This is a genomic window from Sphingomonas gellani, from assembly GCF_900110035.1.
In the GTDB taxonomy this organism is placed as follows: Bacteria; Pseudomonadota; Alphaproteobacteria; order Sphingomonadales; family Sphingomonadaceae; genus Sphingomonas; species Sphingomonas gellani.
Genome location: NZ_FOCF01000015.1, coordinates 13,884 through 29,868, shown reverse-complemented (window position 1 = coordinate 29,868; position 15,985 = coordinate 13,884). Strand labels below are relative to the sequence as shown.

At 64.4% G+C, this 15,985-nt stretch carries 22 protein-coding genes and 1 riboswitch; of the genes, 12 read left to right on the top strand and 10 right to left on the bottom strand.

Annotated features, from left to right (window positions below; translation table 11 throughout):
- Positions 1–98: 98 nt before the first annotated feature.
- The 5 genes from BMX37_RS18010 to BMX37_RS17990 are packed head-to-tail and all read left to right on the top strand — an operon-like array spanning position 99 to position 2,747.
- Positions 99–362: a hypothetical protein gene (locus BMX37_RS18010; RefSeq protein ID WP_093667155.1), complete on the top strand. Its 264-nt coding sequence runs from the start codon at positions 99–101 to the stop codon at positions 360–362.
- On the top strand, positions 355–684 hold the full coding sequence (locus BMX37_RS18005) for a conjugal transfer protein TraD (protein ID WP_093667154.1): 330 nt from the start codon (positions 355–357) through the stop codon (positions 682–684). The genes BMX37_RS18010 and BMX37_RS18005 overlap by 8 nt, the downstream gene beginning before the upstream one ends.
- Positions 685–697: 13 nt before the next feature.
- On the top strand, positions 698–925 hold the full coding sequence (locus tag BMX37_RS18000) for a conjugal transfer protein TraD (RefSeq protein WP_093667153.1): 228 nt from the start codon (positions 698–700) through the stop codon (positions 923–925).
- A complete protein-coding gene (locus BMX37_RS17995) occupies positions 922–1,206 on the top strand; it encodes a hypothetical protein (protein WP_093667152.1) in 285 nt (94 codons plus the stop codon). Before BMX37_RS18000 ends, BMX37_RS17995 begins: the two co-directional genes overlap by 4 nt.
- 29 nt (positions 1,207–1,235) lie before the next feature.
- Entirely contained in the window at positions 1,236–2,747 is a 1,512-nt protein-coding gene (locus tag BMX37_RS17990) for a type IV secretory system conjugative DNA transfer family protein (RefSeq protein ID WP_425288472.1), read from the top strand.
- A gap of 519 nt (positions 2,748–3,266) precedes the next feature.
- Here the strand turns inward: BMX37_RS17990 and BMX37_RS17985 are convergent.
- From BMX37_RS17985 to BMX37_RS17970, 5 genes are read right to left on the bottom strand one after another with little or no spacing between them, the layout of a single operon-like run.
- Positions 3,267–4,220, bottom strand: coding sequence for a replication initiator protein A (locus BMX37_RS17985; protein WP_093667151.1), 954 nt, complete (start codon positions 4,218–4,220; stop codon positions 3,267–3,269).
- Positions 4,221–4,266: 46 nt separating this feature from the next.
- Positions 4,267–4,560 carry a ribbon-helix-helix domain-containing protein gene (locus BMX37_RS19480; RefSeq protein ID WP_373563082.1) on the bottom strand — a complete coding sequence of 98 codons (294 nt, stop codon included), beginning with the start codon at positions 4,558–4,560 and terminating at the stop codon, positions 4,267–4,269.
- A 2-nt stretch (positions 4,561–4,562) separates the two neighbouring features.
- Positions 4,563–5,210: a ParA family protein gene (locus BMX37_RS17980; protein ID WP_093667150.1), complete on the bottom strand. Its 648-nt coding sequence runs from the start codon at positions 5,208–5,210 to the stop codon at positions 4,563–4,565.
- Positions 5,211–5,254: 44 nt separating this feature from the next.
- Entirely contained in the window at positions 5,255–5,896 is a 642-nt protein-coding gene (locus BMX37_RS17975) for a histidine phosphatase family protein (RefSeq protein ID WP_093667149.1), read from the bottom strand.
- Positions 5,893–6,066, bottom strand: a complete 174-nt coding sequence (locus BMX37_RS17970) for a helix-turn-helix domain-containing protein (RefSeq protein WP_257015893.1) — start codon at positions 6,064–6,066, stop codon at positions 5,893–5,895. The genes BMX37_RS17975 and BMX37_RS17970 overlap by 4 nt, the downstream gene beginning before the upstream one ends.
- Here BMX37_RS17970 and BMX37_RS17965 point away from each other — a divergent pair.
- Positions 6,061–6,351: a transposase gene (locus tag BMX37_RS17965; RefSeq protein WP_244501673.1), complete on the top strand. Its 291-nt coding sequence runs from the start codon at positions 6,061–6,063 to the stop codon at positions 6,349–6,351. The genes BMX37_RS17970 and BMX37_RS17965 overlap by 6 nt on opposite strands.
- A gap of 6 nt (positions 6,352–6,357) precedes the next feature.
- Here BMX37_RS17965 and BMX37_RS17960 read toward each other — a convergent pair whose 3' ends face one another.
- From BMX37_RS17960 to BMX37_RS17950, 3 genes are all read right to left on the bottom strand, one after another.
- A complete protein-coding gene (locus BMX37_RS17960) occupies positions 6,358–6,924 on the bottom strand; it encodes a recombinase family protein (protein WP_004212894.1) in 567 nt (188 codons plus the stop codon).
- 143 nt (positions 6,925–7,067) lie between these two features.
- Positions 7,068–7,451, bottom strand: a complete 384-nt coding sequence (locus BMX37_RS17955) for a DUF190 domain-containing protein (RefSeq protein ID WP_007406288.1) — start codon at positions 7,449–7,451, stop codon at positions 7,068–7,070.
- Positions 7,452–7,476: 25 nt separating this feature from the next.
- Positions 7,477–8,835: a voltage-gated chloride channel family protein gene (locus tag BMX37_RS17950; protein WP_007406263.1), complete on the bottom strand. Its 1,359-nt coding sequence runs from the start codon at positions 8,833–8,835 to the stop codon at positions 7,477–7,479.
- 23 nt (positions 8,836–8,858) lie between these two features.
- Positions 8,859–8,935, bottom strand: a riboswitch (Fluoride riboswitch).
- A 163-nt stretch (positions 8,936–9,098) separates the two neighbouring features.
- Here BMX37_RS17950 and BMX37_RS17945 point away from each other — a divergent pair.
- The 4 genes from BMX37_RS17945 to BMX37_RS17930 are packed head-to-tail and all read left to right on the top strand — an operon-like array spanning position 9,099 to position 12,183.
- Entirely contained in the window at positions 9,099–9,464 is a 366-nt protein-coding gene (locus BMX37_RS17945) for a DUF305 domain-containing protein (RefSeq protein ID WP_219994278.1), read from the top strand.
- A gap of 1 nt (position 9,465) precedes the next feature.
- Positions 9,466–10,905: a YncE family protein gene (locus tag BMX37_RS17940; protein WP_007406255.1), complete on the top strand. Its 1,440-nt coding sequence runs from the start codon at positions 9,466–9,468 to the stop codon at positions 10,903–10,905.
- Between the two features lies 1 nt (position 10,906).
- On the top strand, positions 10,907–11,416 hold the full coding sequence (locus BMX37_RS17935) for an RNA polymerase sigma factor (RefSeq protein WP_007406239.1): 510 nt from the start codon (positions 10,907–10,909) through the stop codon (positions 11,414–11,416).
- Entirely contained in the window at positions 11,413–12,183 is a 771-nt protein-coding gene (locus BMX37_RS17930; RefSeq protein WP_007406229.1) for an anti-sigma factor family protein, read from the top strand. Before BMX37_RS17935 ends, BMX37_RS17930 begins: the two co-directional genes overlap by 4 nt.
- 51 nt (positions 12,184–12,234) lie before the next feature.
- Here BMX37_RS17930 and BMX37_RS17925 read toward each other — a convergent pair whose 3' ends face one another.
- Positions 12,235–12,747 carry an MgtC/SapB family protein gene (locus BMX37_RS17925; RefSeq protein WP_007406274.1) on the bottom strand — a complete coding sequence of 171 codons (513 nt, stop codon included), beginning with the start codon at positions 12,745–12,747 and terminating at the stop codon, positions 12,235–12,237.
- Positions 12,744–13,811, bottom strand: a complete 1,068-nt coding sequence (locus BMX37_RS17920; protein ID WP_007406227.1) for a molybdopterin-dependent oxidoreductase — start codon at positions 13,809–13,811, stop codon at positions 12,744–12,746. Before BMX37_RS17920 ends, BMX37_RS17925 begins: the two co-directional genes overlap by 4 nt.
- 146 nt (positions 13,812–13,957) lie before the next feature.
- Here BMX37_RS17920 and BMX37_RS17915 point away from each other — a divergent pair, with 146 nt between their 5' ends.
- Entirely contained in the window at positions 13,958–14,830 is an 873-nt protein-coding gene (locus BMX37_RS17915) for a LysR family transcriptional regulator (protein ID WP_007406272.1), read from the top strand.
- On the top strand, positions 14,827–15,978 hold the full coding sequence (locus BMX37_RS17910) for a TDT family transporter (RefSeq protein WP_007406242.1): 1,152 nt from the start codon (positions 14,827–14,829) through the stop codon (positions 15,976–15,978). Before BMX37_RS17915 ends, BMX37_RS17910 begins: the two co-directional genes overlap by 4 nt.
- Positions 15,979–15,985: the final 7 nt, after the last annotated feature.

Below are 15,985 nucleotides of genomic sequence, written 5' to 3'. Positions count from 1 at the left end.
GCACTCACGATCTGCTACGCATCTCCTGACTGACTTGCTCCGCTTTGTCCTTGCGCTCACCGCCTGCTCTGTCAAACTGCCTGAACAAGGAGAGCATGATGAGCCGTGCTTACGAGGAAGCGATGGAGCGACGCCGCGATGCGTATGTCGCTCAAGCGCTCGGAATCAGCATCGACACGCTTGATGATTACCCCTTTGATCTGGACGAGAATGCCAGCGACGACGGCGTGGTCTACGGTTGGCGCGTTCTGTGGAACGAGGAGGCTCCACCCGGCGTCGATGCAAACGGAACATCGGGACTGCTGTGGTCGGATATTCCTGCCGCACCGGATGAACCCGAAGAGGATGATTACGATGCGTAAGGTCCGCGATTACGATGCGGAGCTGAAGGCGCTCGGCGACAAGGCCAAAGCGCTCAAGGCGAAGCGGGTGGAACAGCTCGGGACGCTGGTCACCGCAACGGGTGCCGATGCTCTCGATGTTGAAACGCTCGCCGGCGTGCTGCTCGACGCGATCGGATCGAAGGATGCGAGCGCGAAGGAGGCATGGCGCGCGAAGGGCGCGGCGTTCTTTCAACGGCGCGGGCGCAAGGGTGGCGGTACTGCTGCAATCGACGGATCGGGCGCTTCGACTGAACCGGGCAGCGACGCTGCGGACGGAAGCGGGGCAACGGCGAACAGATAGCAGGGGCTGGGTCATGCAACGCCGCGAGCGCACCCGCCACCTGATCGAGCTGGGCGGCCTCGTTCAGAAGGCCGGGCTGGTCGATCTCGCCGACGACGATCGCGCGACAATCTACGGCGCGCTGCTGGAGTTGGTTGGCAAGGCAAAGAGCGAGGCTGGTGGAGATACGCTAGCATTGTGGAAGCGCCGCGGCCGGCGGGCGTTCGACGCGGAAGAAGCGGGACGGGAGACGGGCGAATGACGACGATCAACCTCGACATGCTGCGGAGAGAAGTCCGCGCCCTGGACTATGTGCGCGGTAGCTCGGACGAGGACGCTATGTGGCGCGAGGACGACGAGGATGCCCGCGCCAACTTGGCGATCGAAGGCATGGTGCTGACGCCTGAGGATGACGCCCTGTTCGACATGATGCGCGACGAACGGGTGCCGCCTTCACTCGCCACGCAAATCCTTCTGAAGCTGCTCGGCCATCCCGATGCTGATCCGGCGCTGGCGATCACCCCGGCCGGCGCGGTCTGCTGATGCCTGCACGTATCAGGCCACTCTGGGCGTTGCTGATCGGCTTCGTCGTTCTGATAGCGAGCAATAGCTGGCTAAAAGGCATCTTCGGCGTCGGCGAAATTGCGACCGACGTGCCGTTCCTGCTCACCGGCCTGGTCCTGTTCGGCATCTGGAAGTTCAATCGCCGTGGGCAGGCTCGCAACACGTTGATGGGTTCCGCCCGCTTTGGCGACAGACGTGATCTGGCGAAGCTGGAAGGCTCGGGCGATCTCGTCATCGGCCGATCAGGCCGTAACAACAAACTGCTGCGCTATGACGGCCAGGCGCATCTGTTGACAATGGCACCCACCCGCTCGGGCAAGGGTGTCGGCACGATCATCCCCAATCTGCTGCTGCTCGATCGCTCGGTGATCTGCATCGACCCCAAGGGTGAGAATGCCCGCGTCACGGCTCGCACGCGGGCCAGCAAGGGCGATGTATGGTGCCTGGACCCCTTCGGGGTCTCCGGGCGTCCTGCGGCCCGCTACAACCCGCTGGCGTGGCTCGATGCGAACAGCCCGGACCTCGCGGAAGATGCACAGACGGTCGCCGAAGCGCTGGTCCACGATGCGCCGGGGCAATCGGGCGAGGCGCACTGGAACGAGGAAGCCAAGGCGCTCATCGCCGGCATCATCCTGCACACCGTCATCCACGAACCCTCTGCCCTCGCCACGTTGGCGACGGTGCGCGACAAACTTACCCGCGATCCCGCCAGCTTCACCGCGCTGCTCGCTGACATGCAGGTCAGCACCGGCGCACACGGCCTGATCGCGCGCGCCGCCAACCGACACCTCGGCAAGTCCGATCGCGAGGCCGCGGGCGTGCTGTCGTCCGCACAGCGCCATACCCATTTCCTCGACAGCCCGCGGATCGTGGACAGCACGTCGGGTTACGATTTTCTTTTTGCGGACTTGAAGGAGCGGCCCGGCACGGTGTTCTTGTGCCTGCCGCCTGACCGGCTCGATACCTACGCCCGCTGGCTACGGCTGCTGGTGAGCCAGGCCGTCACCGACATGGCGCGCTCCCCTGCCCGGCCGGACAAGCCGGTGCTATTCCTGCTCGACGAGTTCGCCGCGCTTGGCCGCCTCGATCCGGTTGAGCGCGCGATGGGGCTAATGGCGGGTTACGGGATGCAGCTCTGGCCGATCCTCCAGGACATGCACCAGCTCAAGGCCACCTATGGTGAGCGCGCCGGCACCTTCATGTCCAACGCCGGCGTGATCCAGACGTTCGGGGTCAACGATCTTGCCACCGCCGACATGCTGTCGCGTACTATCGGCGACACCACTATCGAATATGAGACGTTCGGCACGTCTCGTCCGGCGAGCATCTTCAGCGACGGTGCCCGATCGGAAAGCGCCAGCGGCCATGTCGCCGCCCGCCGGTTGGCGACGCCCGATGAAATCATGCGGATGAACCCCGACGATCTCCTGCTGCTGCGGCAGGGTCAGCATCCGCTCGTCGTCGGCAAGATCCGCTACTATGCCGAACGCGAGTTCGCTGGCCTCTACGATCCGGCGTGATCGCACACACCGGCGAAACTGACGACAGGCTTGGGGTATCTCCCGTCCTGCCCTCTCAACGAGCGTGACGCTGACAGGCCACACACCGCCGGATCGGCTTGGCTTCTCTCGGAAGCCTGCGGCCGGTAGGCCGCTCCTGTGACGGCGATAGCCGGCACGCAACGAAAGCGCATTGCCCTTTAGGGCAATTCCGCATCCCCCTTCTTCTGTTCGAGCGGGGCGGTGGGGTTAAGAGATTCTGTTAAATAGGAATCGTTAAGAAGGTTAAGTGCCGAAAAGAGGGCAAAAAATCACGTTTCTGCAATAGGTTGAGAAGCTGCTTGGTGTGTGATCCCACGTGATTCGGTGTGTGATCCCACGATAGTGCGGTGTGTGATCCCACGACTGCCCGGTGTGTGATCCCACGATGATCGCTTACCTCTTTGCAGGTCGATTATTGCTCGATCCCCACTCTCAGCGCCTGCTGCCCGCTGCCGCCTCTGATACGAATGGCCCTTGCGGTGTGTGATACCACGATAGTCAGCGTCCTCCGGAGAGCTTGTCCATCAGGTCGTCCACCTCGGCGGCGCGGCGGCGATCGGCATCGAATCTGTTTCGCCGTTCCTGCTCGGCCTCCAACCTGGCTGTCAGCGCCAGCGCCTCCGCTTCTCCCCGAAGCCGGAACAGTACGGCAGGACTGCCATCGGCCGTTGCGGTCATCTGCATCGCATAATCAGGGAGCTGGTCAGCCTCCACCACCTTGCGGAGCATCCGGTTGAACTCTTTGGGTTTGCTGTCGCTGCCGGTCTTGTCGCGCAGCACCTCGACGCGACACGTCCACCCGCCTTTCTGGTTGCCGGCGTGCTTGCGCGCGATACGATAAAGGGCGCGCTCCAGGCCCCCGGTCAGCAGGAAATAATCCTGGTGCATGGTGAGCAGCGACCGCTCCCCTATAATGCCCTCATACACCCAATCCGACAGCGTAATGGTCATTCCGCGCGGTTGGTCGGTGTCCGGGTCCACCTCCAGCGTCCATTTGTCGAGCCAGTTGAAACCGGCCTTGGTGCGCCGCTTGGGCGCGCGGATCGAGGTCGATATGGAAGTCGTCTGAAGTCGCTGGAGTGCGGCCTGCAACTCCTGATAGGCTCGGCCGCTGGTGTCGCGCTTGATAGCTCGCAACAGGTCATAGGACGTTGTTTTGAGCGTTCGGGGAAGGTCGTTGACCCCCTGCTCCCGCATCCGATTGAGCGTGGACGCCGCCCATATCAGGATATCGGCGTCCCAGATCGTCGCCATGCCGTAAGCAGGAATCGCCTCGATCTTCACCCACGTCTCGCCGTCTGGGCTGCTATATTCGATCGGCTTTACCCGCTTGCGCTTCTGGAGCGAGAAGAACGGCCGCTCCATCGTCTCCCGCTGATCTTTCAGCGGGAGATCGCCCATCAACGGGATGAACAGATCAAATTCTGGGTTAGGATTCTGGCGTTTAGTCATGCCACTTCAATCCTACCATTCTGCACATTTGCAGGTGTGCACATTATCACACACGGCCAAATTGCTTATCGGCATCATACTTTGCCACCAGCTCGCTGATTGCTTCGGCAAGGAGGTCTTGGTGACTTCGCCGGGTTCGCGCTGCCAAAACGCGAAACGCCTCCGCCGTAGGATCGGCCGGGTCGAAATATGCCCCAAGGTGATACTTACCTGGCCGCTTGCCACCCGACCGTGGGGCATTGGACGGCGAGGTCGATGGGGCCGGCTGCTGATCCGGCTCGGGTTCGCGGGGGGAGGGGGACGCTACTGCCGGCCCCAACAAGGAAGTCCGTTTCGCCATAATCAAGCCTTCACATTTGCAGGTGTGCAATTCATCACATCATCAAATATGTGTTTCTGCAAGGCTGCAATCTCCAAGGCAGCTTTGCCTTTCGGCTCATGCTCGATGACGCCCAAGCCGTAAGGCCATGCCGCTCGGTAGGCGCTGCGCTCCCGCAATACAGCACGCGCAACCCGTAAGCCGGTCGCCTCGGCAAGCGTTCTGGCATCGTCCAGCAATGTGGTTGCGGTAGGGGGTGCTGCATTCAGCACGACCACGCCTGTTCGCCCGGTACTGGTGATAAGCTGCGCCGTTCGTTTGATCGCATCGAGGTCGATCAACGACGGACGACAAGGGATCACCACGAGGTCCGCGCGCTGGGCTGCGGCTGCGGCTTCCGAACCGGCGGCCGGCGGTGTGTCGATTATGGTCAGAGCGAAGCCGTTTGCTTCGGCAGCATCTATCGCTTGGTCGAGGCGGCGCGCGCTGATCGGCTCCACATGCGGCAGCTCGGCCTCACGCCGTTCGCTCCACGCTGTCGCACTTTCCTGCGGATCAAGGTCGAACAGCGCTGTCCTAATCCCGGCGGCTTGAGCGGCAACCGCAAGATTTACTGCGAGCGTCGTCTTACCAACGCCACCTTTTTGCGCTGCAAGTGTGATAATCCGCACGTGTGCACACCTTCATTCCTGATACTGTGACGTTATGCACAATATCAGAACGGCACAACCCTGCTGCCGCTCACGGGCGGTGGTTTATGGCTCCAACCTGCATCCGATAACGCGAAATGCACCAGCTCGGCGTTGCCGATCGCGGGTGGCGCGCCCTTCCGCCAGAAGCGCAGCATTTTGCCTCGGTCGTCCAAATTGGATTCCATGACGACGGCGCGCACCGCCTGGATGAACTGCCCGTGGCTGAACACATAGGCGAGGCAGGGGGAGGGCAGGGCGGCAAGCCGCGCAAGTGCCGCTTCGGCGCGGCGAAGCAATGCCCCGAAACTTTCCGCGCCGTCGCCATCGCAGTAGGTCGGATTGGCGTCGGTCCAGTACCGCTCCAGATGGGGCATTCGCTCGCTGCTGCGCGTGCCGTTCCAGCGGGAAGGCTGGAGATAGGTGAACTCCTCGATGGGCCACACCTTTACCGGCACATCGGGGAAGCGCCGGATCGTAGCCTCGGCCGTTTGACGGGTGCGTAGATAAGGAGAAGTCACGATCAGCGTGGGCGTGTCGGTCCACGCCCGTGCTACTTCATGCGCCTGGCGCCATCCCAACTCGGTAAGCCCGATCGACGCGAGGTCATGGCAGGGCACGCCGGCGTTGCCGGTGCTTTGGCCATGACGGACGAATACGGCCCTCATGCCGCAGCCTCCTTGGCCGCCAGCTCTCGCAATCCCTTGTAGAGCGTCGTGCAGCTCACTCCGTATCGCTCGGCCACGGCCGTCACGGTCGCCTCCGGATCGGTCAACAGCAACCGGGCTTCGCGGAGCTGCCTGGAGTTGAGGGCAGGGGGCCGCCCGGCGAGATGCAGACGCCGCTATTTAAGCGGTCGATGCGGTTGCGTCGGGGCGTCGAGCGGGTGTTCGCCGATGCCAAAGGTAAGCGAGGGCTGACCCGCCTTCACCTTCGCGGTCTGCGCGGTGCCGAGGAAGAGTTTCTGTTGGGTGCGGTCATTGCCAATCTCGTGCTGTTGGCCCGCACCGACGCAAAACCGGCTCGGACCCGTCGCCCGCCCCCGGTGCCGGAACGGATAGACCACATGGCCCGGATCAGTCGGGGCCGGTTCGAGCAATCCTACTACGCGACGATCTTCTGACGCTGGTTAGCCGGGTTCGCGCTCGGCCGCAGGGAAGTGGCGATAGAAGGTAGAACGGCCGACCTGTAGCAGCTTCGCGACCTTCGCGGGTTTGTCGCCGGCCTTGAGCAGCTTGCGGGCGGTGTCGAGCATGTCGGGCGTCATTACGGACTTGCGGCCTCCACCCGTGCCGCCCTTTGCCCGTGCCGCTGCCAAACCGGCAATCGTCCGTTCCTTTATCAGTTCACGCTCCATCTCCGCGACCGAGGCGAGAATGTGGAACAGCAGCCGGCCCGATGGGGTGGCCGTGTCGAACCCGTCCGTCAGCGATCGGAAATCAATCTTGCGAGCGGACAGGTCGGCCGCCAGTTCGATCAGGCCCCCGATCGAACGGCCAAGGCGATCGAGCTTCCATATCACCAGCGTATCGCCAGCCCGCACGAAATTGAGAGCTTCGGTCAACCCAGGCCGGTTCAGCTTCGCGCCGCTCACCTTGTCGGTGAACAGCTTTTCACAGCCAGCCTTGGTCAGCGCATCGGTTTGTAGTGTCAGGTCCTGATCGGAAGTCGAGACACGCGCATAACCAACCAGCATGAGTCCCGTTATCCCATCTAAAACGGCGAATTTCGGGACTCATATTTCGGGAACATATTTTGGGAAAGCCCCGGCGGGGATAGGACGCATTTTTGTGTCCAGTGACGGCTGTCCCGTTGGAGGTTCCTTTACGGGAACGCCGATCAGGCTCTGGTTAGCTCAGTTTTGCGCGTGATAGTCCAATGCTCCAGTCGTTTGTAGACGATCACCTTGTCGCCGATCAGATCTCCATGCCGGCGACAGAAGAGGTCGAGCTGATCGCGATCGCCGACCAGTTCGACACAGATCGTCAGATGCGGATCGGCAATTTCCGAGCCGTTCTCCCGGATCGGTTCGTGATTGCTGAAGCCGTAATGGGTATTTTGCGCGACGGCGTTGATGATGCCGTCCGCCTTCGCGGTGCGAATCAGCTCGCGATAGAGCGGCTTTGCCCCCCAGAAGCGACGCGGGCCGATCTTGTCGGACGGTTTCAGATAGATGCGCAGCATCCCGACTTCGCGGTGATGGACGGTGAAACGATTGGGCATGACGGGCTTTCGACAGGAAACAGGATCAGGCGCGCGTGCGCCGGCGAGAAGCGCGGTGCGTGCGGGCATCGCGCAGGGTCGCGTCGGGTGTGAGGTGTGCGGCAGGTACCTTTGGCACAGCGACGCGCTGCGACAGGTAGATGCCGTTGTGGCCTGAGCAGAGGTAGGCGACGAAGCACGCGACTGCGATCGGCACCGTATAGGCCGCGCCGAACAACTCGATCCCCATGAACGTGCAAGCCAGCGGTGTGTTGGCCGCGCCCGCGAACAGCGCGACGAAGCCGATCGCTGCGAATAGCCCCGACGGTACTCCGAACATCGGCGCGAGCGCATTGCCGAGCGCCGCGCCGATAAAGAACAGTGGCGTGACCTCGCCCCCCTTGAAGCCCGCGCTCAGGGTCACGACGGTAAAGAGCAGCTTCAGCGCCCAGCTCCACGAGTGCGTATCGGGACCAAAGAAGCTGGCGATGGTCAGGCTGTCCGGTGTCGCGGCGAGCGTACCCAGGCCAAGATAGTCGCGGGTTCCGAGCAGCCAGACCAGCGCAATCACGGCCAGCCCGCCGATAACGGGTCGTAGTGGGCCATAGGGGATCACGCGCTTCAACCATCCGCCCAGCGCGTGATTGGCCTCGGCAAAGGTCAGCCCGGTCAGACCGAAGGCAATGCCGGCGACACCGGCCTTGGCGACGAGCAGCGCGTCGACCGGCACCAGCGCATCGACATGGTAGACGCCGTGATGAATGCCCCAGGCAAGACAGGTCCAGTCACCGACCAGCGCCGCGACCAGGCATGGCACCAGCGCGCGATACTCGACCCGACCGATCGCCAGCACCTCCAGTGCAAAGACCGCGCCCGCAATCGGCGTCCCGAAGACCGCGCCGAACCCAGCCGCGATCCCGGTCATAAGGAGGGTGCGTGTCGCTTCCGCATCCAATCTGAGCGCGCGTCCAAACCCGCTGGCAAGACTGCCGCCCAACTGCACGGCGGTGCCTTCACGTCCCGCCGATCCCCCGAACAGATGTGTCACGACCGTGCCGAAGAAGATGAGCGGAGCCATGCGCAGCGGCACGCCGCCCCCCGGTTCGTGGATTTGCTCGACGATGAGGTTGTTGCCGCCTTCGACCGAGCGCCCTGTCAGATGGTAGAGCAGTCCGACCACGAACCCGCCGATCGGCAGCAGGTAGAGCAGCCAGGGAAAGGCGAAGCGAAGCCGGGTTACGGCGTCGAGGCTCCGCAGGAAGGCCGCGCAGAGCGTTCCCACCGCTGCGGCCATCGGGACCAGGATCAAAGCCCACCGCAGTACCGACGTGGCATGGGTGCGGCGATCGCGAATGAACGCTGCCATGTTGAACTGGTCATAGAGATTGCGAAATGTCGCGCGCACGATTCCTCCTTGCTGCCTTGCGGCGCCTGGTAGGAATCATCGGCCCTTGCGAGGGCGGTTCGACCGAATGGCCCGGCGGAAATCCATCGCCGTGCCTGCGCATATGCTGTCCGACCGCGACCCGGTCAACCAACCGCAGAAGCATGAGACTATCGTTTTGGTGAGGACCGATAAAATGGCTTTGGCCACGGAATAAACCCCGACGAGCATCGTCTACGCTTTCGAGACCGATGCGCTGGAGGCTTATGCGTAGACGAGATTGGATGCTGGGTCTGACGGCTTCGGCCCTACTTACCGGCGCAGTCGCGGCCGCCCCCGCCGATGGCTACGCTACCATGATGTCTGTCGCGATGGACCGGATGATGGCGGGCATGATGGTCAAGCCGTCCGGTGACGTCGACCGCGACTTCGTGGCGATGATGCTTCCGCATCATCAGGGTGCCATCGATATGGCGGTGGCGGAGCTGCGCTACGGCCATAACGAGCAGCTCAAGCGCATCGCGCAGGAAATCATCATCGATCAGCAGCAGGAGATCGCCGCCATGAAGCTGGCGATCGGCCAGCCGCTACCGCCTTCGACGCCAGCCCCGACGCAGGGCGGCGACCACCATAGCCCTATGGAGCACTGACATGATCCGGACCATCCTGCGCTCGGCCGCCTTGCTGATGAGCGCCGCACCGGGCCTCGCCATGGCCCAGCAGGCGCCGTGGAACGCTAAGGACATGCCCGTCAGCCACCGCGACCGCGTCTATGCGTCTGAACAATTCTCCAACACGGTGTCGGTGACCGACCCGGCCGACAACCGGCTGCTCGGCGTCATCAAACTCGGCGATCCCCAGCCGATGAACTTCTCCCCGCTCTACAAGGGACAGGTGCTGGTTCACGGCCTGGGCTTCTCGCCGGACGGGAAGACCTTGGCGGTCGTGTCGATCGGATCGAACGCCGTGTCGTGGATCGACACCGCCACCAACACCGTCAAGCACACGACCTATGTCGGGCGCAGTCCGCACGAGGCGTTCTTCACGCCGGACGGCAAGGAGGTGTGGGTCACGGTCCGCGGCGAGGATTATATCGCCGTGCTCGACCCCACGACGTACAAGGAGACGGGGCGCATCAAGACGCCCGGTGGTCCGGGCATGACGATCTTCTCTCCCGATGGCCGGTACGGCTATGTCTGCTCTTCGTTCAATCCGGTATTGGCTGTGTTCGATGTCGCGACCCACGCGCAGGTCGGACAGGTGGCGCAGCCAAGCCCCTTCTGCCCCAACATCGCCGCGACGCCGGACGGCAAGCAAGTGTGGTTTACGCTGAAGGACATCGGCAAGACGGTCGCATTCGATGCTCGGCCACCCTTCGCGATCCTGAAGGTGCTGGATACCGGGCCTATCACGAACCATGTCAATTTCGCCCGCACGGCCAAGGGGCAGTTCGCGTATGTGACGGTCGGCGGAGAGAATGTGGTCAAGGTGTTCCGCACGTCCGACTTCACGCCGGTGGCAACAATTCCGGTCGGCAAGATGCCGCACGGTGTTTGGCCATCGGGCGACGGCCGGCGCGTTTATGTCGGGCTAGAGAATTCCGATGAGCTGGCCGCGATCGACACTGCCGGCAACACGGTCGTCGCTACCGTGCCGGTCGGACAGGCACCGCAGGCGATCGCCTATGTGTCGAACGCAGTTCCGACAGGCCCCGGCACCGACAATCTCCAGCCGCTCGGCACAGCGGGCAAGGCGCTGCATCTGACCATGGGGCCGATTGGCGGCAAAGGTACGGCAAGCAGCATCACCCTCTTCGACCAGGGCATCATTCAGGTCGTGCAGAGTGCCGTTACCGGTTTGCAGCCCAAGAAGCCTTACATGCTCGTACTGACCGCCAATGCGGACGGCAGCGGCGCTGTAGAGCCGCTTGCGAACTTCATGAGCAACCCGGCAGGTGCGGCGATCGTCAACGCATCGGGTCCGATCCGCCAGATCGTTCAGGGCAGCACCGCGACACCCCGGCGCTTTCTGGCGGTTGCGGAGGTGGTGAACGGCGCGCCGGGGCGCATCGTGCAGGTGCAGCGCGACTGAGATGGACCCGCTTGCCGCCGCGATCGAACCGCTGATCCCCGGGCTGCGCCGCTATGCCCGGTCGTGGTTGCGCGACCGGGTGATGGCGGATGACGTGGTGCAGGATTGCCTGGAGCGCGCGGTCGGGCGCTGGCGACAGCGACGGGGTGCGGAGGTCCGCCCGTGGGTCTATGCGATCCTGCACAATTTGTTGGTCGATCATCAGCGGCAGCATAGCCGGCGAGGTACGGCGGTTCCGCTCCACCTCGTGGACGACGCCGCGCTCGGCCGCCCGGCCGATCAGGACACAGGCCTGCACCACCGCGACCTGCTGCGCGCGCTTGATGCGTTGCCTGAAGAACAGCGAACGGTGCTGCTCCTGGTCTCGGTCGAGGGCCTGCCCTATGCGGAGGTCGCTGCCGTAGTCGGCGTGCCGCTGGGCACGGTAATGTCGCGCATATCGCGGGGGCGCGACCGTCTGGCGACCCTCCTCCGGGAGGGTGAACGGCCGCGATTGAGGAGCGTGCAATGACCAGCCCGATCGGCGAGGACGATCTGGCCGCATGGATCGATGGCAGGCTGTCGCCCGAGCGGCAGCGCCTGGTCGACGCCTATCTTGAAGGCCAGCCGGACGTGCATGCCCGTGTGCGAGAGCAGGCGGAGCAGGCGCGAGCCCTTGCATCCCTGTTCGCCCCCGTCGCGGATGAACCGATCCCGGCGACGATGCGCGTGGCAGCGATCAGGGGACGGCAACGGCAACCGCGTTGGCAGCTCGCCATCGCCGCGTCACTTCTGCTGGCGTTGGGGTTTGGCGGTGGCTGGTCGAGCGCGCGGTGGAGCGGCGAACCCCGCGCGGGCATCGCGGCGCTGGCCAACGAGGCGAGTGATAATTTCCGTGTCTATGCCGCCGACCGGATACGACCGGCGGAGATCGGCCCCGACCAGCGCGCCATGCTGATCCGATGGACCTCCGCTCGATTGGGTGAGCGCGTCACGATCCCGGACCTCAGCACGGCCGGCTATCGCTATGGCGGGGGGCGACTGGTCGCGACGCCCCACGGCCCTGCGGCACTGCTCCTCTACGACGGACCGCAAGCGTCGAAACTTGCGGTGCTGACGAGGCCCATGCAGATCGACAAGACCGCGAGCATGACCAGCACGTCCAGCGGGACCATGGGCCGGGTCACATGGGCGGTCGACGGGATCGGCTATAGTGTGGTGGGCGAGCGACCCGCGGCCGAACTGCATCCGATCGCCGATGAAGTCCGGCGTCAGGCAGATGCCGCGCTTGTGTCCTGATAGCGCCTTGCCGCCTCCCGGCGCCGACGGGCACCGGGCGGTCCAGCGCGATCACGGCTTGCGCTCGACATCCTTCCTGTCGGTCTCGGCCGGCGTCAGACGGGCTCGCTCGCGGATGCGGCGTTCCAGCGGCGCGCCGACGAACAGGACGAGCATTGCAAGGCTCACCCCGCCGATGATGAGCGGCCACACCGCCAACCCTGCTGCCGCGCCGATCGTGGCTGTCACCCAGATGCACGCGGCGGTCGCCAATCCATGCACTTCCTGACCCTGGCCGACCCGCAGCACCGCACCGGCACCGATGAAGCCGACGCCGGACAGAATGCCCTGCATCGCCCGTCCTGCGGCATCGGCGTTCACGTTCGGCAAGCCACTATGCACGATCGCCTGAACGGCGATGCAACTCGCCAGACCGACCAGACCCAGCGTCCGCAGGCCCATGATCTGCCGGTTCTCACGCGAGCGTTCCCAGCCGAGCACCATCCCGGCCGCGGTCGCCACCACCAGCCGGCCAATCGCATCGATCCAGAAAGCGACGTCCGGTGCCGCTGATGCTTCGATCATTCGACCAGCACGTGAACGTGATGCCAGGCGGTGCACAGATAGCCGGCGAAATTCCACATCGTATCCGGCCGCTCGGGCTGTCCCTGCCCGGTCTCGTCGAAGGCACGGGCGACAAGGTGCTGGCGTCCCTTGGCAAGTGTGGCGTCAAGGATCCAGCGCCGCCAGCCCCAGCGCGTCTCCGGATCATCGGCGAAGGTCGCCTGTTGCCAGTCGCGACCGCCGTTCACCGACACTTCGATCCGAGAAATACGGCGGTCATAGGCAATGGCATATCCCTCAATCCGCACCTCTCCGGCGGCCAAACTCTCGCCCGCACCGGGCGAGCAGATCGCGGCGTTGAGCGGCATGGCATTGATCGTCAGACCCTGGCTCCAGTCGACGGTGTCGCTCGTCACAGCGGCGGGGAAGAGCTTGTAGTCGTGCGCCTGGATCGGTGCCTCGGAGGGCGTTTCACGCACCTCGATCCGTGTCAGCCATTTGGCGCTGCGGACCCCGGCATAGCCAGGCACCACCATGCGGAGCGGGGCGCCATGTTCGGGCGTCAGCGGCTCGCCATTCATCGCCCAGGCGAGGAGTACGTCGGGCTCCCGCGCCTTGCTCATGGCGATCGATACCCCGAACAAGGCTTCTTCACCCTCCACGTCCACCTCGTCCGCGCCGGTGAACGCCACGAACAGCTCGGACGCATCCGGCGCGCCGACCGCATCGAGCACATCGGCCAAGCGTACGCCGGTCCACTCCGCATTGCCGATCGCGCCTACGTCCCACGGATCGCCGGAGGTGTTGGCGACCTGCTGGAGATCGGTACGCCGGTTGCCGGCGCACTGGAGAACCGCCGTTACCGTGCGCGTGGCAAACGTGCTCTTCAGTTCCTGCACCGAGAAGAAGCGGCTCGCCATGCCCCTCCCGCTCACCTCGATCCGATGATTGGCGGGCAGATCCGGCACCGGCCCGTGGCTGCGCACGTAGAACAGCGCCTGCGGCGTCAGAAACCGCTCGATCAACGCACCGGGCGTCGGCTCGGCATTGTAGGGATCAGAACTGCGCTCGATCATATCGGTCATGGACGATCAAACGTCGCGGGCACGCGTAACGCTTCAAGTCTTCGAGACCATCGCAGACGAAAGGCTGCCGACCATTCCGATATCCAGATTGGAATGACCATATCAAACGGTTGGTCGTATCGATCTAAGTACGCGATATATGCTGCATGACTTTGGAGCAGCTCAGAATATTCGTCGGTGTCGCGGAGCGCGAACACGTCACCAAGGCAGCGGAGGCGCTGAACGTCACGCAGTCTGCTGCCTCCGGGGCGGTTGCGGCCCTCGAAGCGCGCTACGGCGTTCCGCTGTTCCACCGCGTCGGGCGTGGCATCCAGCTTACCGAGGCAGGCCGCGGCTTTCTGGAGGAAGCGCGCGCGGTGCTGGGGCGGGCAGCGCATGCCGAGACGATGCTCGCGGACTATGCCGGGCTCGCGCGTGGTTCGTTGCGGATCGTCGCCAGCCAGACGATCGCGAGCTATTGGTTGCCGGCAAAGCTCGCCGCCTTCCACGAACGCCACCCACAGATCGCGGTCGAGCTGGCGATCGACAACACCGAAGGCGCGGCAGCGCAGGTGTTGAGCGGCGCGGCGGAACTCGGCTTTGTCGAGGGCGAGGTGGACGAACCGGCGCTTGCCCACTGGAATGTCGGGCATGACCCAATGGTGCTGGTCGGCCGCGAGGAAGCCGAACGCATCGACGAGGCCTGGCTGCGCACTACACGCTGGATCGTCCGTGAGCAGGGATCGGGTACGCGCTCGACTTTCGAGGACGTGCTGCGAACGCGCGGGTTTGATCCGGCCCAGCTGACGATAGCGATGACGCTGCCGTCCAACGAGGCGGTGCGCACCGCCGTTGAGGCCGGTGCCGGCGTTGCCGTCTTGTCGCGATTGGTCGTCGCGCGCGCGCTCAAGGCTGGCGATCTCGTCGAGCTGCCGCTCGGGCTGCCCGACCGCGCCTTTCACGCGCTGCGCCACAAGGAACGCTATCGCACCCGCGCGGCCGACGCGCTGACGGATCTCATCAAGGAGCAGGTCGCATGACTGCCGACACGCACTCCGTTCTCAGCGGCCTCAAGCCGCTCAGCCGGCTCGATCACCCCCGCGAGATGATCCGCCAGTTCACGCCCAACTGGTTCGCCGCGACGATGGGCACGGGCATCCTTGCCCTCGCGCTGCCGCAGGTGCCCGGCATCGGGCCTTCGCTTAAACCTGTCGGCGAGGTGTTGTGGTTCTTCAATATCGCGCTCTTCGCGCTGTTCGCCGGCCTCTATGGCGCGCGCTGGGTGATGTTCGGGCACGAGGCGCGGCGCATCTTCGGGCACAACACCGTGTCGATGTTCATCGGGACCATTCCGATGGGGCTGGCGACGATCATCAACGGCTGTCTCGCCTTCGGCATCGCGCGGTTCGGAAATGGCATCGTGCCGGTCGCGCATATCCTGTGGTGGATCGACGTCGCCATGTCGCTCGCCTGCGGCGTGCTGATCCCCTACCTGATGTTTACCCGCCACGAGCACAGCCTGGACGGCATGACCGCCGTATGGCTGCTGCCGGTCGTCGCTGCCGAAGTGGCGGGCGCCAGCGGCGGGCTGCTCGCGCCGCATCTAACCGATCCCCACGCGCAGATAGTGACGCTCGCGACCTCCTATGTGCTGTGGGCCTATTCGGTGCCGGTCGCGTTTGGCATCCTCGCCATCCTCATCCTGCGCATGGCACTCCACAAGTTGCCGCATGAAAGCATGGCGGCATCTTCCTGGCTGGCGCTGGGGCCGATCGGCACGGGTGCTCTGGGCATGCTGGTGCTCGGCGCGGATGCGCCGGCGATCCTCACCGCGCACGGGCTAGCCGGCGTCGGCACCGTCGCGCAGGGGATCGGCGTTGTCGCCGGGCTCTGCCTTTGGGGTTTCGGCCTGTGGTGGCTGGCGCTCGCGACGCTTATCACCATCCGCTACTGGCGCGCGGGCGTGCCGTTCAACCTCGGCTGGTGGGGCTACACCTTCCCGCTCGGCGTCTACACCGTCGCCACCTTCCGCCTCGGCACGACGCTGAACCTTATGTTTTTCGGTATCGTCGGCACGGTGCTGACGGTTGCGCTCGCGGCGATGTGGCTGCTGGTCGGTGCCAAGACGCTAGCCGGTGCATGGCGGGGCAACCTGTTCGTCTCGCCCTGCATCGCCACCCCGAACTGATCCGCCA